The organism is Parasphingorhabdus sp. (assembly GCF_036964675.1).
Lineage (GTDB): Bacteria > Pseudomonadota > Alphaproteobacteria > Sphingomonadales > Sphingomonadaceae > Parasphingorhabdus.
The window spans coordinates 1-16,322 of sequence record NZ_JBALTF010000062.1 but is presented as its reverse complement, the minus strand read 5'-3'; the positions used below and the strand labels follow the sequence as shown (position 1 = coordinate 16,322).

Here is a 16,322-nt window from a genome sequence, read left to right as displayed (position 1 = left end):
TTCAGGATGACGACGATTTTTATCAAAAACCCTTTGGTGCCGGATCAATCACGACAAAGCTGCCGTTGCGGATTTCCTGCACTTCCAGCGCACGCTCCGAAACGCCATCGGCCTTGAACCGGAAGACGCCGTCGAGCCCGATGAACCCGCCTGGATCGGTCAGCTGGTTGATCGGAAACGGCGATCCCACTTTCCAGTTGCGGGCGACCTTGACCGTCAGCAGTACCGAATCATAGCCGAGGCTGGACAGCCGGAACGGGGCCTTGCCATAGCGGGCGCGATATTTGTCGGCATATTGCTTGTACAGGCTATCGGAAACGCTGGCGAACCAGGCCCCCCGGATCGCCGGCGCACCGGCCAGATTGCTGCTCGTATTCCACAGGTCCGTGCCAAGGATTTTCGCCGTTTCACTGGCATTCTTGCGAATATAGGGAGCCGCCTTGATCGCCATGTCGCCATTGTCGGCGAGCAGGACCGCTTCGAAATCACCATTTTGGGCGAGCTTCTTGGTAGCGGCCTCCATCGATTTGGAATCGCGGTTGAACGTCTGGATCGACACCACGGTACCGCCGGCATCCTTGACGCTGCGCAGCAAGGTTGAGGACGCGCGCTGCCCGTAGACGCCATTGGGCACCAGCGCCGCAAAGCGCGTCATGCCTTTCGATTTGGCATAGCCCACGACCCGGTTGATCGACTGCGAGGGGATATGGCCCAATATGTAGACATTATTGCCCGCGACTCCGCTATCATTGGAAAAGCTGAGAATCGGCACGCCGGCCGGCCGGGCAATATTGGCCGCCGCCACGACATTGTCGCTGAGCAAGGGGCCGATAATCAATTTATTGCCATCGCGGATGGCGCTCTGGGCCGCCGCTGTTATGCCTTTGGCCGTGTCATAGCTGGTCATGCGGATATTCTCCGCCTTGGTATCGAGCAGCGCCATGGTGGTGGCATTGGCCAGCGACTGGCCGATCCCGGCATTTGTACCGGACAGCGGCACCAGCAAGGCAATGCGATGATGTTTCTGGTCGTCGGGCAGCCCGGCGGTCACCGGCGGCGGTGCTGGCGTGTCGGTCCGCACCGGTTCTGCACCGCGCGGGACAACGGTTGCGCAACCCGCGAGGAAGACAAATGCGGACACACCCGCCCACTTCAAAATGCCGCGCCGTCTGCTTTGATCTTGTCCTAGATGCACCTTGTCTGCCATGACCGTCATATGTCCACTCCTGCCCAATCCGGTCTCTATATCGTTGCCACCCCTATCGGCAACCTTGGAGATTTGTCGCACCGCGCCGAAGAGATACTTGGCAGCGCCGATATCGTCTTGGTCGAAGACACAAGAGTCACCGGCAAGCTTCTGAATCATATCGGTAAAAAGGCGAAGATGATGGTCTATAATGACCATAAGTCTGCCGCCGATCGCGCGTTCATTTTGGATGCGATACGGTGCAAAATTGTCGCACTGGTCAGCGATGCGGGCACCCCGCTGATCTCCGATCCCGGTTACAAGCTGGTCCGCGACGCGCAGGCGGCGGATCTCTATGTCACCACGATTCCGGGTCCCAGCGCCGTGATTGCCGCCCTGACCCTGTCCGGATTGCCCAGCGATCGCTTTCTGTTCGAAGGCTTTCTGCCGAGCAAAACCAAGGCCCGCAGCGAATCGCTGGCTGCGCTGAAGACGCTCAACGCCAGTCTGATTTTCTACGAAAACGGCTCTCGGCTGGGCGCGATGCTGGCCGATGCGCTGGTGGTTCTCGGCGATCGCAAGGCGGCAGTGGTGCGCGAAATCACCAAGAGATTCGAGGAATGCGTCGCCGGCTCGCTGAGTGAACTGGCGACCCGCTATGGCGCGGAAAAGCCGAAAGGCGAGATCGTCGTGATTATCGGCCCTCCCGGCGCACCGGAAGCTGCGAGCGAGCAGGAGGTTGAAGCGGCGCTGCGCGAAGCACTGGTCCGGCTTCCGGCCTCCAAGGCAGCAGGAGAGGTAGCGCGCGCCTATAACACCGACCGCAAGGCGCTCTACGATCTGGTCAATCGCTGGAAGGCGGAAGAATGAAGGCCTGTCGGGCCTACACCGTTAGCCCTGAGCTTGTCGAAGGGCGCTTCCCGTTGAGAGGTGCTTCGACAAGCTCAGCACAAACGGCATTCCCAAAATGAAGCGCGAGGCTGCAGAGAAGCGCGGCCGCCAAGCCGAAAAGACCGCGGCTCGTTTCCTGCGCCTGAAAGGCTGGCGGATCCTGGGCGAAAGGATACGCACACCCCGCGGCGAGGTCGATCTGGTCGCCAAGCGCGGCGGACTCGTTGCCTTTGTCGAGGTGAAGGCGCGGACCAGGCTGGAAGATCTGGCTACGTCGATCGATCTGAAACGTCTCCAGCGCGTCGCCGATGCGGTAGAAATCCTCTATCCGCAATATTGCACCAAGGGCGAAGACGCGCGCATCGATGTGATATTGGTTGCGCCAAGACGCCTGCCTGTCCATTTGACCAACGTATGGCACGGATTCTAGAATCCGGGCGGTAGACCGTTAGTCCTGAGCTTGTCGAAGGACGCTTATAGGCTATAGGCGTGGTTCGACAGGCTCACCACTAACGGCCATTGGCCCATTGATTGCAAAACGAGAACAACATGACCCTGAAAATCGCCGTACAAATGGACCCGATGGAAAGCGTGAATATCGCCGGCGACAGCAGCTTTGCGCTGATGATCGCTGCGCAGAAACGCGGCCATGAGATATTCCACTATGACGTCATGGGCCTGACCCTGCACGCCAATGGCCGCCTGACCACGCCCGCCCATCCGGTGACGGTGCGGCCGGTACTCGGCAATCACTATACATTCGGCCACCCGCTGAATCTCGATCTCGGCAGCGATGTCGATGTCGTGCTGATGCGGCAGGACCCGCCCTTCCACGTTGGCTATATCACCGCGACCCATCTGCTCGAACGGATCGAGGGCGAGACTCTGGTGGTCAACAACCCGGTCTCCGTCCGCAACGCGCCGGAAAAAGTCTATGTGCTCGATTATGCGCAGTTCATGCCTCCGACCCTGATCACGCGCGACCTCGACGAGGTCCGCGCCTTTCAAAAGCAACATGGCGGCATCGTCGTCAAGCCGCTGCACGGCAATGGCGGCAAGGCGATCTTCCTGGTGCCGGAAGATGGCAGCAATCTCAGTGCCTTGTTCGAGGTATTTAACCAGACCTGGCCGGAGCCGCATATGGTCCAGCCGTTCCTCCCCGAAGTGCATCAGGGCGACAAGCGCATCGTGCTGATCGATGGCGAATTTGCCGGCGCGATCAACCGCAAGCCCGGCGAAGGCGAATTCCGCTCCAACCTCGCGCAAGGCGGCTATGCCGAAGCAGCAGAGCTGACCGAGCGCGAAAAGGAAATCTGCGCCGCCATGGGACCGGACCTGAAACGGCTCGGCCTTATCTTCGTCGGCATCGACGTGATCGGCGGCAAATGGCTGACCGAAATCAACGTGACCTCGCCGACCGGGATTGTCGCGATCGACAATTTCAACGGCACCGATACGCCCGGGATGATCCTGGATGCGATCGAGCGGCGTCTTGCCGCTCGATAATATCGCGCCGGAACTCGCGCGTTGAGCAGCTGGATTGCAGACCTGATCGCCCAGGGCGGTTACTGGTCAATCGCGTTTCTCATGGCCCTGGAAAATATCTTCCCGCCGATCCCGTCCGAGCTGATCATGGGCCTGGGCGGCGTTGGTGTGGGAGAGGGGAAGTTCCACCCGGCGGCGCTGGTACTGGTCGGCACGATCGGCTCGCTGATCGGCAATTATTTCTGGTTCATGGTCGGCCGCCACTGGAACGAGGATGATCTGCGCGGCTTTGTCCGGCGGCACGGCCGCTGGCTGACGCTCGATGTCGCGACGGTCAACAAGATCGACCGGATTTTTGACGAACGTGGCCAGTGGGTCGTGTTTTTCGCCCGCTTCATTCCCAATATCCGCACCCTGATCTCGGTCCCGGCCGGCCTGTTCGGCATGTCGCACAAACGCTTCATCCTCGCCACCAGCGCCGGCGCCGCCGTCTGGAACAGCGCGCTGGTCTTTGCCGGCTACCAGCTGCAACAGAATGTCGATCATATCGAGCAATATCTGGCGCCGGTATCGCTGGGCGTGATCGGGTTGATCGTGGTGGTCTATGTCTGGCGGATTATTTTCTGGCGGCCAAAGGAGCGTTGAGGTCGGGCGTTAGATCGCGGATTGCCGGTTCATATTGCCCGGAAAGTATAGGCCGGACAGCAAGCGCTGGTCCGGCCTAATATGATCAACGGGAGAGTGCTGATCAAAATTTGAAAGCGGCTTCGACAAACAGCTGCCGACCGCGGTTCTGGGTCACGACGCGGTCATCGCCACCAGGCGGCAGGAACGGCCTGTCACCCGCCGTATTGGCCCAGATTTCGTTGGTCAGGTTGACTCCGACCAGCGACAATTTCCACTTGCCATCCGGGTGGCCGACAGAAATTGATCCATCCAGTGTGACATAATCTGGCTGGACATAATCGTTGAACGTCGTGTTCGATGCGAAATAGGAACCGCTGTAGAAAGCGTTTCCGTTCAGCCCGAACTCGAGGCTGTCACTCATCGGGATGGTCCAGTCAAAGGCGATGTTCCCCGAAATTTTCGGCGCGCGCGCCGCTCTGCGGCCATCCAGATTCACATCATCGGCGGTGCCCGGCAAACTGTCCGGCCCGTTTGAGGAAATGAACGTATCGGTGAATTTGGCATCGGTATAGCCAAACGTGCCGGAAAATCCCAGGCCCTCAACCGGGGTCTGCCAGGCCCAGTCCATATCAAAGCCCTTGGTCGTCACCTGACCCGCGTTCACCGTCAAAAACCGCACCGCAGCGCCATCAAAATTCTGGACCTGCAGATCGTCAAACACGAAATAATAGAGCGAAGCGTTGATCCGGAAAGCACGGTCCGCAAGCATCGCCTTGACCCCGATTTCGCCGCCCTTGGCCGTTTCAGAATTGTAGATGATCGAATCCAGAGCGGCCTGACGTTGCGCATCGGTACCAAAGCCGGCTTTTACAAATTGCAGTGCCGCAGTCGGCAAGATACTGTTATCGACGCCACCGGATTTGAAACCGGTCTTGTAGGATGCGTAGAAGTTCAGATCGGGCGTGGCCTGATATTTGATCGTGAGTTCAGGCGAGATATTGCTGTCAGAAAACTCGATCGGCCCGGTCTGGAAGCCTTCCGGAACCACCAGTCCAATCCCGCCGACAATGCCGTTCAAAAAGGTCAGAGCATTGTGCAGGAATGGAAAGTCCGTCCTGTGGACCTTCTGCTCATCGGTCCAGCGCACACCGCCGGACAGTTCCAGCTGATCCGTAATATCGATGCTGGCGCTGCCGAAAAATGACAATGCTTCACTTTTGGTCGCCCTGTTCGCTACCCAGTCATAGCCAATGCCCCGGGAATCAGGGAACAGGAACGAACCGATAAAGGCATTTTGCGATGTCTGCAGCGGTTGGCTTCGGCTCTCCCAAAAACCACCGACCATGAAATTGAATATGCCGTCATAATCGCTGGTGAGGCGCAGCTCCTGGGTATATTGCTTCAGCGCATCGGAAAATGGGGCAGGGAGACCGCCCGGGTCGCCATTGGGCAGGATGCCGACATAGCTGAAATGGTCGGCATGTTCATTTTTTAGATTCAAAATGCCGGTAACGGATGACAAGGTCAGGCTGTCATCAAGCTCCAGATCCATCGCCAAACGACCAAAAAACGTGTTTGTTTCGTTATAGGACTGCCCCTTGTAACGATCCGCACCGGTTGTTCCCGGCGCGATAACCTGCAGGGCGGGATGGCCATCGGGATGAGGATAGAGTCCGTCCTGAATGTCGCATGCCGCATTGGAGGCAATGCGCACTCCGGATAGCGCCAGGAACACATCGTCCGCGACCCCATTGGCCCCGCAGCTGATATCGGAATGGCCGAGCAGGCTGTCGCCGAAATTGTGATTATAATTGAGTTTCAGGTTGGCGGAGAAGCGGTCCGAAGGATCCCATTGCAGGGTTACCCGGCCGACAAAATTCTTCAGACCTTTTCCTGTGTTCAGGAAAACAGAGGGTGTCCCGGCTTCGAGCTCGACATATTTGTTGATGTCCTGATATTGCGCCGCCACGCGAACACCCAGCGTATCGCTCATCGGACCGGAAATATATCCGCCGACGGTATAGCCTTCTTCTTCAAATTCATAAGAAGCCTTGCCGCCCATTTCCCAGTCCTGCGTCGGGTCGGCGGATCGCACCGAAAATACGCCGGCCGAGGCACTTTTCCCAAAGAATAGCGATTGCGGGCCTTTGAGCACATCAATTTGCGCGACGTCGAAGAAGGATGCCTGGACCAGACGCATGGTGCTGATCGACACGCCATCGAAATCAAAGGCAACCGCCGAGTCAAACGCAGCCGAAATATTGGTTGTGCCAATGCCGCGCAGACTGATCTGGCCGCCCGCGCCAGAGCCACCGACCTGGACGTTCAGCGCCGGAATGCGGCTGACAACATCGGCGACTTCGTTGACCTGAAACTTGTCCAGCGTATCGGCGCTGATCGAGGTTACGGTGACCGGTGTTTCCTGCAGTGTTTCATCCTGCTTGCGCGCGTTGACGATGATGATTTTGTTGCTGTTCTCATCTTCGATCGAATCCTGGGCAAAAGCGGGTGCGCCAAAACTGAAAGCACCAATGGTCACTGCCGAACTCATGAGCGCCGTCACTAGTTCTTTTCGTGTAAAAATGGATCTGTTGCGATATGTTTCCTTGTTCATTTCAGACTTCTCCCCTGATGCAGATAAAACAGTCCTTGTTTCAGTTCACATATTCTCTTTTTTAAACGGAATTATGGGACTTGCTCGGCCCGCTGATAATGAATACCGCTACGGAATCCGCTACTAACTAAAGAATTAGGCGCTCGCGTAAAACGTCCTGCCAATGGCGGTTTTACGCTAGCGATTCTGACAGGGCAGGTTGAAATTCATCGCGCAGGCCGATCAGGACGAGTCACAATGAAGAAACCGGTCGACTGCCATGCGACGTCATTTGCTCGCGACCGAATGTCCGTTTTTTTTTACGTCCGCAGCTGGGAATGAACTCTGAATATATTCAACCCGCGCGCGGATGGGCGTTCTGATAGACATCCAGCAAATGCGCCGCATCCACCGCCGTATAGACTTGCGTCGAACTCAGGCTCGCGTGACCCAGCAATTCCTGCAGGCTCCGCAAATCCGCGCCGCCGGCCAGCAAATGCGTGGCAAAGCTGTGCCGCAAGGCATGCGGGGTGGTGGTGTCGGATATGCCGAGCCTGGTGCGCGCCTGTTGCACCACCCGGCGGATCATATTGGGCGACAGCGGCCCGCCGCGCTTGCCGCGGAACAGGGGCGAACCGTCGATCTTGTCATTCTTGCAGCGGGCGAAATCCTGAGCAATCGGATAGGGGCAGAGATCGATATAATGTTCGATCGCCTCGCGTACCTTGGGCAGCAAAGGAACGATCCTAGTCTTGTTACGTTTGCCGGTGACCCGCAAAGTATCGGACAGGGGCAGGGCTTCGCCGGTCAGGTCGAGCGCCTCGCTGATCCGCAGCCCCGAACCGTAGAGCAGCAGCAGCACCGCCCAGTCGCGCGCACCGATCCAATCCTCGCTGGCACTGTCCTGGGCATCGCCGGCCAATGCCAATATGTCATCGGGCGAGGCCGGGCGCGGGACGCCGCGCTTGACCTTCGGCCCCTTGATCTTGGGTATTTGCGCCTCATCGCCGCCGACAAATTTCAGGAACGCCCGCAAGGCCGACAATTCCCGCGCCGCGCTGTTGTTGGTCAGGCCGTCTCCGCGCCGATAGGCGAGATAGGAGCGGATATCCGCCTGCTTGAGCGCGCTGATCTCCGCTGCATCAATGCCGCTGCCGATATGCTCCATCAGAAAGGCACAGAAGCGCTCGGCGGTGATGACATAGGCACGCACCGTATGCGGCGACCGCCGCCGGTCATCGCGGAGATGGGCGGAAAAGGCTTTGATGATGGCGGCGGTGGTGTCCATGCGAGGAATCTAGCAGACCCGGAATCAATCTTCAAACATCCTTTCCCATAGGGAGAGGCAACAAGCCTTGGCAATTTATTGCCTTAGGCGCAGTCGGTGAGGGGTTGTAGCCCTCTCGTCCCGTTCAGTCCCTCACCGGGTTGCGCTAGCCTGCTCGCTGTGGGAGAGCATGATTTAGCCCAATTCCGGTCTCGTCATTGCGAGCGTAGCGAAGCAATCCAGAGTCGCGCGCACCGCTCCGGATTGCTTCGTCACTTACGTTCCTCGCAATGACGGCGATGCCTGAGCATGTGATCCGGAGATGGACCCCTGCCTGCGCAGGGGCACCATATTTACTCTGTCCATGGCAGAAGCAATCAAACCGTCAATTTCCGAAAACCAGCCGCTATAACCGATATTCACCCGACAATATTTTCCCGTGTTCCGCCTCGGTCAGGGCTTCATAGACCTCCGCGCCCGGCCTGCCGAACCAGATCGGGTCGCTGATCGTGGCGACATCAAAGCCTTCCTGGACCAGTTCGACCTTGCGATATTTGAACGTGCCGGTGGTCTGCGCCTCCGGCTCGATCCGGATGAACAGGGGCACCGCATAATGCGGCATTTCCCGGGCCAGAAACGCCCGCAGTCCCGAAATATCGAAATCATCCGCGACGGTCAGCGAGGCCATGCCGGCGCGGCCATCGGTGCCGGGGACTTCGACGCCATAGACATTGGCGGTCCTGATCCCGGGATATTGCGACAATATTTCGGAGACTTCATTGGTCGCGACATTCTCGCCTTTCCAGCGGAATGTGTCGCCAATCCGGTCCTTGAAATAAATATAGCCGGAGCGGTCGCGGCTCATCAGGTCGCCGGAGCGGAACCAGGCATCGCCTTTTTCAAACACGTCGCGCAGGATTTTCTTCTCGGTCGCTTCCTTGTCCTGATAGCCGGAAAAATCTGAGGGGCTGTCCGCGAAAATTCGTCCGATCAGTTCGCCCGCCTCATCCCAGTCCGCCTTGATGCAAAAGCCGTCGTCGCCGCGCACCGGCTGTTCCTCGGCAATATCGAATTTCACGATCCTGGTGTCGCCGAACTGCTTTTCGAGATATTTGGGAATCCGGCCAACCGCGCCGATCTTGCCATCGAAATTCATCAGGAAGATATTGCCCTCGGTCGAGCCATAGATTTCCAGCAGCTTCGGCACTTGAAAGCGGTCGACAAATTGCTGCCAGATATCGGCGCGCAGGCCATTGCCGATGCCGACCCGGACTTTATGCGCGCGCCCCTTGGGATGTTCCGGCTGATTCAGCAGATAGCGGCACAGCTCGCCAATATAGACGATCACGGTTGCGCCATGGTCGGCGACATCATCCCAATATTGCGAGGCGGAAAATTTGCGCCGCAATATCACCGATGCGCCGCTGAGCAAGGCTCCGCCCTGACCAATGAACCCGCCGGTCACATGATAGAGGGGCAGGGTGACGTAAATGCGATCCTCCGGCGTCAGCGGGCAGGTCGAGATGGCGATGCGAAAGCTGCGCCGGGCGCGGGCATGGGAAATGCGCGCTGCCTTGGGCAGGCCGGTGGTGCCGGATGTATAGACATAGAGGAACAGGTCGTGGCCGGTCATATGGGCGCGGTGGCTTTGGTCGGGGCGATCATCGGGCAATGCGGCGAGGGCGCGGTTGAGATTTTGCCCGACTTCTCCGTCCCAGTCCCACAGCGTCGGTGATCCTTCCAGCTGGGCCGCGATTTTTGTGACGCGCGGTGCCAGATCGGCGGTGGTGATAACCGCCCTGGTTGCGACAATGTTCAGGCAATGGGCCAGGCCGCCACCCTCCAGATTGCTGTTGATCAGCGCGGTGACGATCCCGACCTTGGACAGGCCGAACCAGGTGGCGACGAAATCGGGCGCATTTTCCATGAACAGGGCGACCGTGTCTCCCGCCCGATAGCCTTGCGCCAGCGCCCAATGGGCGATCCGGTTGGCGCGCGCTTCAAACGCGGCATAGGTGATCGTATCCCCTTCAAAATAAAAGGCGATATTGTCCGGATAGGTGGCGATCGTGGCTTCGATATCATCGGTGATCAGCAGATGGGCATCCGGATCAATATCCTTGACCTGTGCCATCACGCTTTTGAGCGAACGGGTAAAACTGACCTCACGCTTGATGACGCTGAATATTCCCATGGCTTCTCTCTCCGGATTTTCGAAGATTGTGACATCTAAGCCGATAGAATTCAACGCCCCTTAAGCGATAGAAAAATGCGTGCGCATTCAGATGTCTGCGATGATCTTTGGCAACAGCGCATCCAGCAGCGGCATGCCCTTGGGCGAAATGGTGAGCCGCCCGTCGGCTGCGTTGAGCAGGCCCAGTTCTGTCAGGTGATCCACGGCCTGCTGATCCACCATGTGCGAAACCGCCAGACCGGTTTTATCTGCCAGCGCGTGCAGATCCAGACCCTCCGCCAGCCTCAGCCCCATCATCAGCGCTTCCATCGCCCGCGTCTCCGGCGACAGCGCCTGTTCGACCTTCAGTCCAGTGCCGTTGCGCTCGACCGCAGAGAGAAAATTCTCCGGCTTCTTGTGCCGCTCGGTTGCGCTTGCCAGCCGCCGGCCGTGCGCGCCGGGGCCGATGCCGACATAATCCTCGTAGCGCCAATAGGTCAGATTATGGCGGCTTTCCTGACCCGGCCTGGCATGGTTGCTGATCTCGTAGGCTGGCAGGCCGGCTGTGGTCATGATGCTGCGGTTCAGTTCGAACAGGTCGGCGCAATGATCATCATCGGCCGGGATCAGTTTGCCGGTGCGCACCAATGTCTCGAAGCGCGTGCCGGGTTCGATGGTCAGCTGATAAAGCGAGAGATGCCCGGTGCCAAAGCTCAGCGCACGCTCCAGTTCCGCTCGCCAGTCGGCCAGCGACTGGCCGGGACGCGCGTAGATCAGATCAAAGCTGACCCGCTCAAACGCCTGCTGCGCGGTATCCAGCGCCGCGAGGCCTTCGCGGACATCATGGGCGCGCCCGAGAAACTGCAGCGTCTGGTCGTCGAGCGATTGCAGGCCGAGCGACACCCGGTTCACGCCCGCCCTGGCCAGATCATGAAAATTCGCCGCCTCGACCGAGGAAGGATTGGCCTCCAGCGTGATTTCGATATTTTCGGCAAAGCCCCAGTGACGCTGCGCTGCCGCGATCAGTGTCTCGACCAGCGCCGGCGGCATCAGCGAAGGCGTACCGCCGCCAAAGAAGATGCTCGACAGCTTGCGCCCCGGCGTCAGCGCCGCTTCATGCGCCATATCGGCGAGCAGCGCCGCCTGCCAGGCCGCGACATCCACTTGCGCGCGGACATGGCTGTTGAAATCGCAATAGGGACATTTGGAGACGCAGAATGGCCAGTGGATATAGAGCGCCAGCGGCCCCGTATCTGTCCCGTTCATCTTTTCTGCGGTAGAGGCCAGTTCATGCATATTGTCCGCGCCCTTAGCGCCATCCTTTTGATCACGCCAGTCATTGCGGCCTGTTCCCCGGCACCCTCGCACGGCCCGTCGCCGACAACGGTCGTCGAACAGCGGACCAGCATGGAGCCGGAACCGCGCGGCGACAGCCGCTTGCAGAGCGCGATGATGCGGGCGCATAATGAAGCGCGCGCGAAGGTCGGTGCGCCGAAACTGGTCTGGAACACCGAGCTGGCGAAAGATGCCGCGACCTATGCCGCCAGTCTGGCCCGCACCGGAAGTTTCGCCCACGACCCCCAGCAAGGACGCAGCCCCCGGCAAGGCGAGAATCTCTGGATGGGCACCCGGGATGCCTATAGTTACGGCGAAATGGTCGGCGCCTGGGTCGACGAGGACCGCTATTTCAAACGCGGCCTGTTCCCCGACAGCAGCACCACCGGCACATGGGGCGATGTCGCCCATTATACCCAGATCATCTGGCCGACGAGCCAGCGCATCGGCTGCGCCACGGTGAGCAACGGGCGCGATGATTATCTGGTCTGTCGCTATAGCCCCGCCGGGAATGTCGTCGGACGGGATCCGTTAAAGGGGTGAGTTGTCATGCCAGCGCAGGCTGGCATCCAACCCGCCTATGTGAGTCTCGCCACCTTCGGTATAGGCCCCAGCCTTCGCTGGGGTGACAAACTAAAAACAACCCGCAACCAATTTCCGAAACGCATCAGCCCGATGGCTCATCGCCTGCTTCTGCTTGGGATCAAGTTCGGCAAACGTTTGCTCCATGCCAACCGGCTGGAACACCGGATCATAGCCGAAACCCAAAGTCCCCCGCGGCGGCCAGACCAGATTGCCCTGAATTCGTCCTTCAAACACTTCCGAATGGCCATCCGGCCAGGCCAATGCCAGCGTCGCGACAAAATAGGCGCTGCGGTCGACGTCCGGCCCTTGCTCGGCCAGCAGTCCCTCGACCTTGCCCATCGCCATATACCAGTCGCGGCCCGGCTCGCCCTCGAACCATTGCCGCTCGGCCCAGTCGGCGGTGTAGACCCCCGGCTTGCCGCCCAGCGCCGCAACGCACAGCCCGCTGTCATCCGCCAGCGCCACGCAATTCGCGCCCTCGGCGCTCGCCCGCGCCTTGAGTAGCGCATTTTCGGCAAAAGTCGTCCCGGTTTCTTCCGGCTCCGGCAATCCCAGATCGCCCGCCGACACTGGCTCTATCCCGTAAGGCTCGAGCAGCGCCCGAATTTCCCGTACCTTGCCCTGGTTATGGCTGGCGATGATCAGGCGTCCGGGGACGAGTTTGCGGTGGTTGGTCATTGTTCTTCGCTATCCAATCATCCTCTCCCATAGGGAGAGGCAAGTGAAACTTGCGAGCTTGCTCGCTAGTGGAACTCGGTGAGGGGTTCGAACCTTTGAAGGGATTAACCCCTCACCGACTGCGCCTAAGGCAATAAATTGCCAAGGCTTGTTGCCTCTCCCTATGGGAGAGGGTCAATTTCCGTTCGCCCTGCGCCTGTCGAGCTGAAAGCCAAGCGCAGCTTAACGGCTGTTCTCGTCCAGAGGTGCTTCGACAAGCTCAGTACGACGCCCTTTTTCTACTTCCTAACCAACCGCCTTGTCCTGCGCCTCGAAAATCTGGCCGCAACCGATTTTCGCCAGCCGCATCAGCCGCATCAGCCCTTCGTCGTCAAAGGTCTGGCCCTCGGCAGTTGCCTGTGCCTCGGCGATATTGCCATCATCGGTCAGCACGAAATTGGCGTCGGCACCGGCGTTGCTGTCCTCGTCATAGTCGAGATCGAGCACCGGCGTGCCGTCAAAAATGCCGCAGCTGATTGCTGCAATCTTCTGCTGGATCGGGTCTTCCTTGAGCACTTTCTGGTCGAGCAGTCCGTTGACCGCCAGCCGCAATGCCACCCATGCACCGCTGATCGACGCAGTCCTTGTGCCGCCATCGGCCTGAATCACATCGCAATCGAGCGTGATCTGCCGCTCGCCGAGCATTTTCAGATCGACGACCGAGCGCAAAGAACGCCCGATAAGCCGCTGAATTTCCTGCGTTCTTCCCGACTGCTTGCCACGCGCCGCTTCGCGCGAACCACGGGTATGGGTCGCGCGGGGCAGCATCGAATATTCGCCGGTGACCCAGCCGGTACCCTTGCCGCGCATCCATGGCGGCAGGCTCGTTTCGATACTGGCGGTGCACAATACCCGCGTATCGCCAAAGCTGATCAGACAGCTTCCTTCGGCATGTTTGGTAAATCCGGTTTCAATGGAAATGGCGCGCATTTCGTCCGGCGCACGGCCCGATGGTCGCATGTATGATTCCTTTTTTTGAGTTGAGGCGTCCTTATCCTCTCGCACTGGGCGAGGCAATCCCTCCTCCTCTCCCCTTGAGGGACAGGATACCAAAGCCTTACGAGCTTGCTCGTTAGGCGACGTTGGTGAGGGGAGGCGGCACAGCGCAGTCCCTTTTTTGAAGGCGACGGTGTTCCTCATCCTCTCCCATAGGGAGTGGCAAGCAAGACTTCCCCGGATTTAATCCGGGGTTAGTCGCGCTCGGTGAGGGGTTACGCCCTCTCGATAGTGAAAACCCCCTCACCGACCTGCGCTAGTCATCAAAGATGCCAAGCTCTGGTTGCCTCTCCCTATGGGAGAGGAGTAATGCTGGAAACCTCCTGACAATTCACCTATCTATCACCCATGACCAACACCCCAATCACCGAAATGACCACCCGCGCACGGGAGATTTTCCGCGTCGTCGTGGAATCCTATCTCGACAATGGCGCGCCGGTCGGTTCGCGCACCATATCGAAAGCGCCGGGCCTCGAACTTTCCCCCGCCTCGATCCGCAATGTCATGCAGGATCTCGAGGAACTGGGCCTGCTTGCCGCGCCCCATACCAGCGCCGGGCGGGTGCCGACCGAACTCGGCCTGCGGCTGTTTGTCGATGGCATGATGCAGGCGGCGGTCCCGACACAGGAAGAGCGCGACGCGATCGAGAGCCAGATTACCGAACAGGGCCCGGTCGAGGATGCGCTGCGCGCCACCACCTCGATCCTGTCCGGCCTGTCTTCCTGCGCCGGTCTGGTGCTGGTGCCGAAACGCGAGCCTTTGCTCAAACAGTTCAACTTCATCAAATTGTCCGAAGGGCAGGGGCTGGCGATCCTCGTCTCCCAGGACGGCGGTGTCGAGAATCGCGTGCTCGATCTGCCGCCCGGCGTATCGGAATCGGCGCTGGTCGAAGCCGGCAATTATCTCACCGCCCGCTATGGCGGCATGACGCTCAGCCAGGTCCTGTCAACCGTCGGCGGGGAAATCAGCGCCGGCGAACTGGCGATCGACAAGGCGTCGGAAGAGCTGGTCAAGGCGGGCATGGTCACCTGGAGCCGCGATCCCTCGGACCGGCCGGTATTGATCGTCCGCGGACAGGCCAATCTGCTGCAGGACAATAGCGCGCTGGCCGACCTCGACCGGGTCCGCCGGTTGCTCGATGAACTCGAGGGCAAGCAGGAAATTGCCCGGCTGCTCGACAATGCCCGCGATGCCGAAGCGGCGAAGATATTTATCGGCGCGGAGAATAAATTATTCTCGCTTTCCGGCTCATCTGTGATAGCGGCGCCCTACAAAGACGGCGACGGACAGGTGGTTGGCGTGGTCGGCGTGATTGGTCCGACAAGGTTGAATTACGCGCGCGTCGTACCCATGGTAGACTTTACCGCGCAAACCTTGTCGCGTTTACTGTCGAAATGATGAAAATAAAGTGACCCAAGCAATGAGTGATAACAAGCAGAATCCCGGCCAAGACAATGGCGACGCAGCGGCAGCCGCCGAGCTTGACGGCGTGCCGGAGTCGTTGAAAAGCGGCGAAGCTGACGCGCCGCAGCCGGAAAATTCCGACAACCGTATCGAAGCGCTGGAAAATGAACTGGCCGAAGCCCAGCAGGCAATACTCTATGCCCAGGCCGAGACCCAGAATGTCCGCCGCCGTCTCGAAAAAGACGCGCAGGACGCCCGCGCTTATGCCGCCACCGGCTTTGCCCGCGACATGCTGTCGGTAATGGACAATATGCAACGCGCCCTCGAAGCCATCCCCGCCGAGGTCAAGGACGAGGAAAAGTGGAAGGGCCTGATCAACGGCATCGAAGCCACTGGCCGCGAGCTGCAATCCGCCTTCGAGAAAAACGGCATCAAGCGCGTCGCCGCCGTCGGCCTGCCGCTCGATCCGAACCAGCATCAGGCCATGATCGAAATCCCGACCGACGAGCATGAACCCGGCACCATCGTCCAGGAAATGCAGGCCGGTTACGTGATCAAGGACCGGCTGTTGCGGCCGGCATTTGTCGGGGTGGCGAAGAAGCCTGAAGAATAGGGCTCTTCCGGCTGAATGGGCTAAGCCTTCACAGAAGACTTGATCAGATTTCGTCATGCCAGCGCAGGCTGGCATCCAACCCGCCTGTGTGAGTCCCAGCACCCTTGGTTTAGGCCCCAGCCTTCGCTGGGGTGACGGGTGATTTAACTGACTCGTTAGGGCTGTGATAAAGCAGGCGGAATGACTTTTCCGGCTGAACATGCTATATTCCCATTTCGTTCCTTTGGCTGCGGCCCGCATAATTCTCCTCTCCCCGAGGGAAAGGGCAACGAGACTTAGCGCCGAAGCTTCAGCGAAGGTGGTTAGTCGCAGTGGGTGAGGGATTAAAACCGCCAGCAAAGAAATGGCCATGAGTTCGTCATGCCAGCGCAGGCTGGCATCCAACCCGCCTGTGTGAGTCCCATCACTCTTGGTTTAGACCCCAGCCTTCGCCGGGGTGACAGACTTTGT

The 16,322-nt window shown here is 59.2% G+C and carries 14 protein-coding genes; 7 read left to right on the top strand and 7 right to left on the bottom strand.

The window, feature by feature from the left end; all coding sequences use genetic code 11:
• Positions 1–22 precede the first annotated feature (22 nt).
• Complete coding sequence (locus tag V7665_RS10870; RefSeq protein ID WP_335664563.1) at positions 23–1,216, bottom strand: penicillin-binding protein activator; 1,194 nt, start codon at positions 1,214–1,216, stop codon at positions 23–25.
• Between V7665_RS10870 and rsmI the strand changes: the two genes are divergently transcribed.
• From rsmI to V7665_RS10850, 4 genes are all read left to right on the top strand, one after another.
• Positions 1,217–2,056: a 16S rRNA (cytidine(1402)-2'-O)-methyltransferase gene (gene rsmI / locus V7665_RS10865; RefSeq protein WP_335664562.1), complete on the top strand. Its 840-nt coding sequence runs from the start codon at positions 1,217–1,219 to the stop codon at positions 2,054–2,056.
• Between the two features lie 97 nt (positions 2,057–2,153).
• Positions 2,154–2,507: a YraN family protein gene (locus tag V7665_RS10860; protein ID WP_335664561.1), complete on the top strand. Its 354-nt coding sequence runs from the start codon at positions 2,154–2,156 to the stop codon at positions 2,505–2,507.
• Between the two features lie 119 nt (positions 2,508–2,626).
• A complete protein-coding gene (gshB, locus tag V7665_RS10855) occupies positions 2,627–3,583 on the top strand; it encodes a glutathione synthase (protein ID WP_335664560.1) in 957 nt (318 codons plus the stop codon).
• A gap of 21 nt (positions 3,584–3,604) precedes the next feature.
• Positions 3,605–4,207, top strand: a complete 603-nt coding sequence (locus V7665_RS10850; protein ID WP_335664559.1) for a DedA family protein — start codon at positions 3,605–3,607, stop codon at positions 4,205–4,207.
• A 103-nt stretch (positions 4,208–4,310) separates the two neighbouring features.
• Here the strand turns inward: V7665_RS10850 and V7665_RS10845 are convergent, their stop codons facing one another.
• The 4 genes from V7665_RS10845 to hemW all read right to left on the bottom strand — a co-directional run bounded on the left by V7665_RS10845 (position 4,311) and on the right by hemW (position 11,518).
• Positions 4,311–6,740 carry a TonB-dependent receptor gene (locus V7665_RS10845; protein ID WP_335664558.1) on the bottom strand — a complete coding sequence of 810 codons (2,430 nt, stop codon included), beginning with the start codon at positions 6,738–6,740 and terminating at the stop codon, positions 4,311–4,313.
• Positions 6,741–7,137: 397 nt separating this feature from the next.
• On the bottom strand, positions 7,138–8,070 hold the full coding sequence (locus V7665_RS10840) for a tyrosine recombinase XerC (protein WP_335664557.1): 933 nt from the start codon (positions 8,068–8,070) through the stop codon (positions 7,138–7,140).
• 385 nt (positions 8,071–8,455) lie between these two features.
• Entirely contained in the window at positions 8,456–10,243 is a 1,788-nt protein-coding gene (locus tag V7665_RS10835; RefSeq protein ID WP_335664556.1) for a long-chain-acyl-CoA synthetase, read from the bottom strand.
• An 87-nt stretch (positions 10,244–10,330) separates the two neighbouring features.
• A complete protein-coding gene (gene hemW, locus V7665_RS10830; RefSeq protein ID WP_335664555.1) occupies positions 10,331–11,518 on the bottom strand; it encodes a radical SAM family heme chaperone HemW in 1,188 nt (395 codons plus the stop codon).
• On the opposite strand from hemW, the gene V7665_RS10825 reads away from it, so the two are divergent.
• Complete coding sequence (locus V7665_RS10825) at positions 11,513–12,100, top strand: CAP domain-containing protein (RefSeq protein WP_335664554.1); 588 nt, start codon at positions 11,513–11,515, stop codon at positions 12,098–12,100. The genes hemW and V7665_RS10825 overlap by 6 nt on opposite strands.
• Before the next feature lie 90 nt (positions 12,101–12,190).
• Here the strand turns inward: V7665_RS10825 and rdgB are convergent, their stop codons facing one another.
• Complete coding sequence (gene rdgB, locus V7665_RS10820; RefSeq protein WP_335664553.1) at positions 12,191–12,820, bottom strand: RdgB/HAM1 family non-canonical purine NTP pyrophosphatase; 630 nt, start codon at positions 12,818–12,820, stop codon at positions 12,191–12,193.
• Positions 12,821–13,105: 285 nt separating this feature from the next.
• Positions 13,106–13,819, bottom strand: a complete 714-nt coding sequence (rph, locus tag V7665_RS10815; protein ID WP_335664552.1) for a ribonuclease PH — start codon at positions 13,817–13,819, stop codon at positions 13,106–13,108.
• 384 nt (positions 13,820–14,203) lie between these two features.
• On the opposite strand from rph, the gene hrcA reads away from it, so the two are divergent.
• Both hrcA and grpE read left to right on the top strand, forming a co-directional pair.
• The gene (gene hrcA, locus V7665_RS10810) at positions 14,204–15,253 is read left to right on the top strand and encodes a heat-inducible transcriptional repressor HrcA (RefSeq protein ID WP_335664551.1); all 1,050 of its coding nucleotides are present in this window, start codon (positions 14,204–14,206) and stop codon (positions 15,251–15,253) included.
• Positions 15,254–15,275: 22 nt separating this feature from the next.
• Complete coding sequence (gene grpE / locus V7665_RS10805) at positions 15,276–15,872, top strand: nucleotide exchange factor GrpE (protein WP_335664550.1); 597 nt, start codon at positions 15,276–15,278, stop codon at positions 15,870–15,872.
• Positions 15,873–16,322 lie beyond the last annotated feature (450 nt).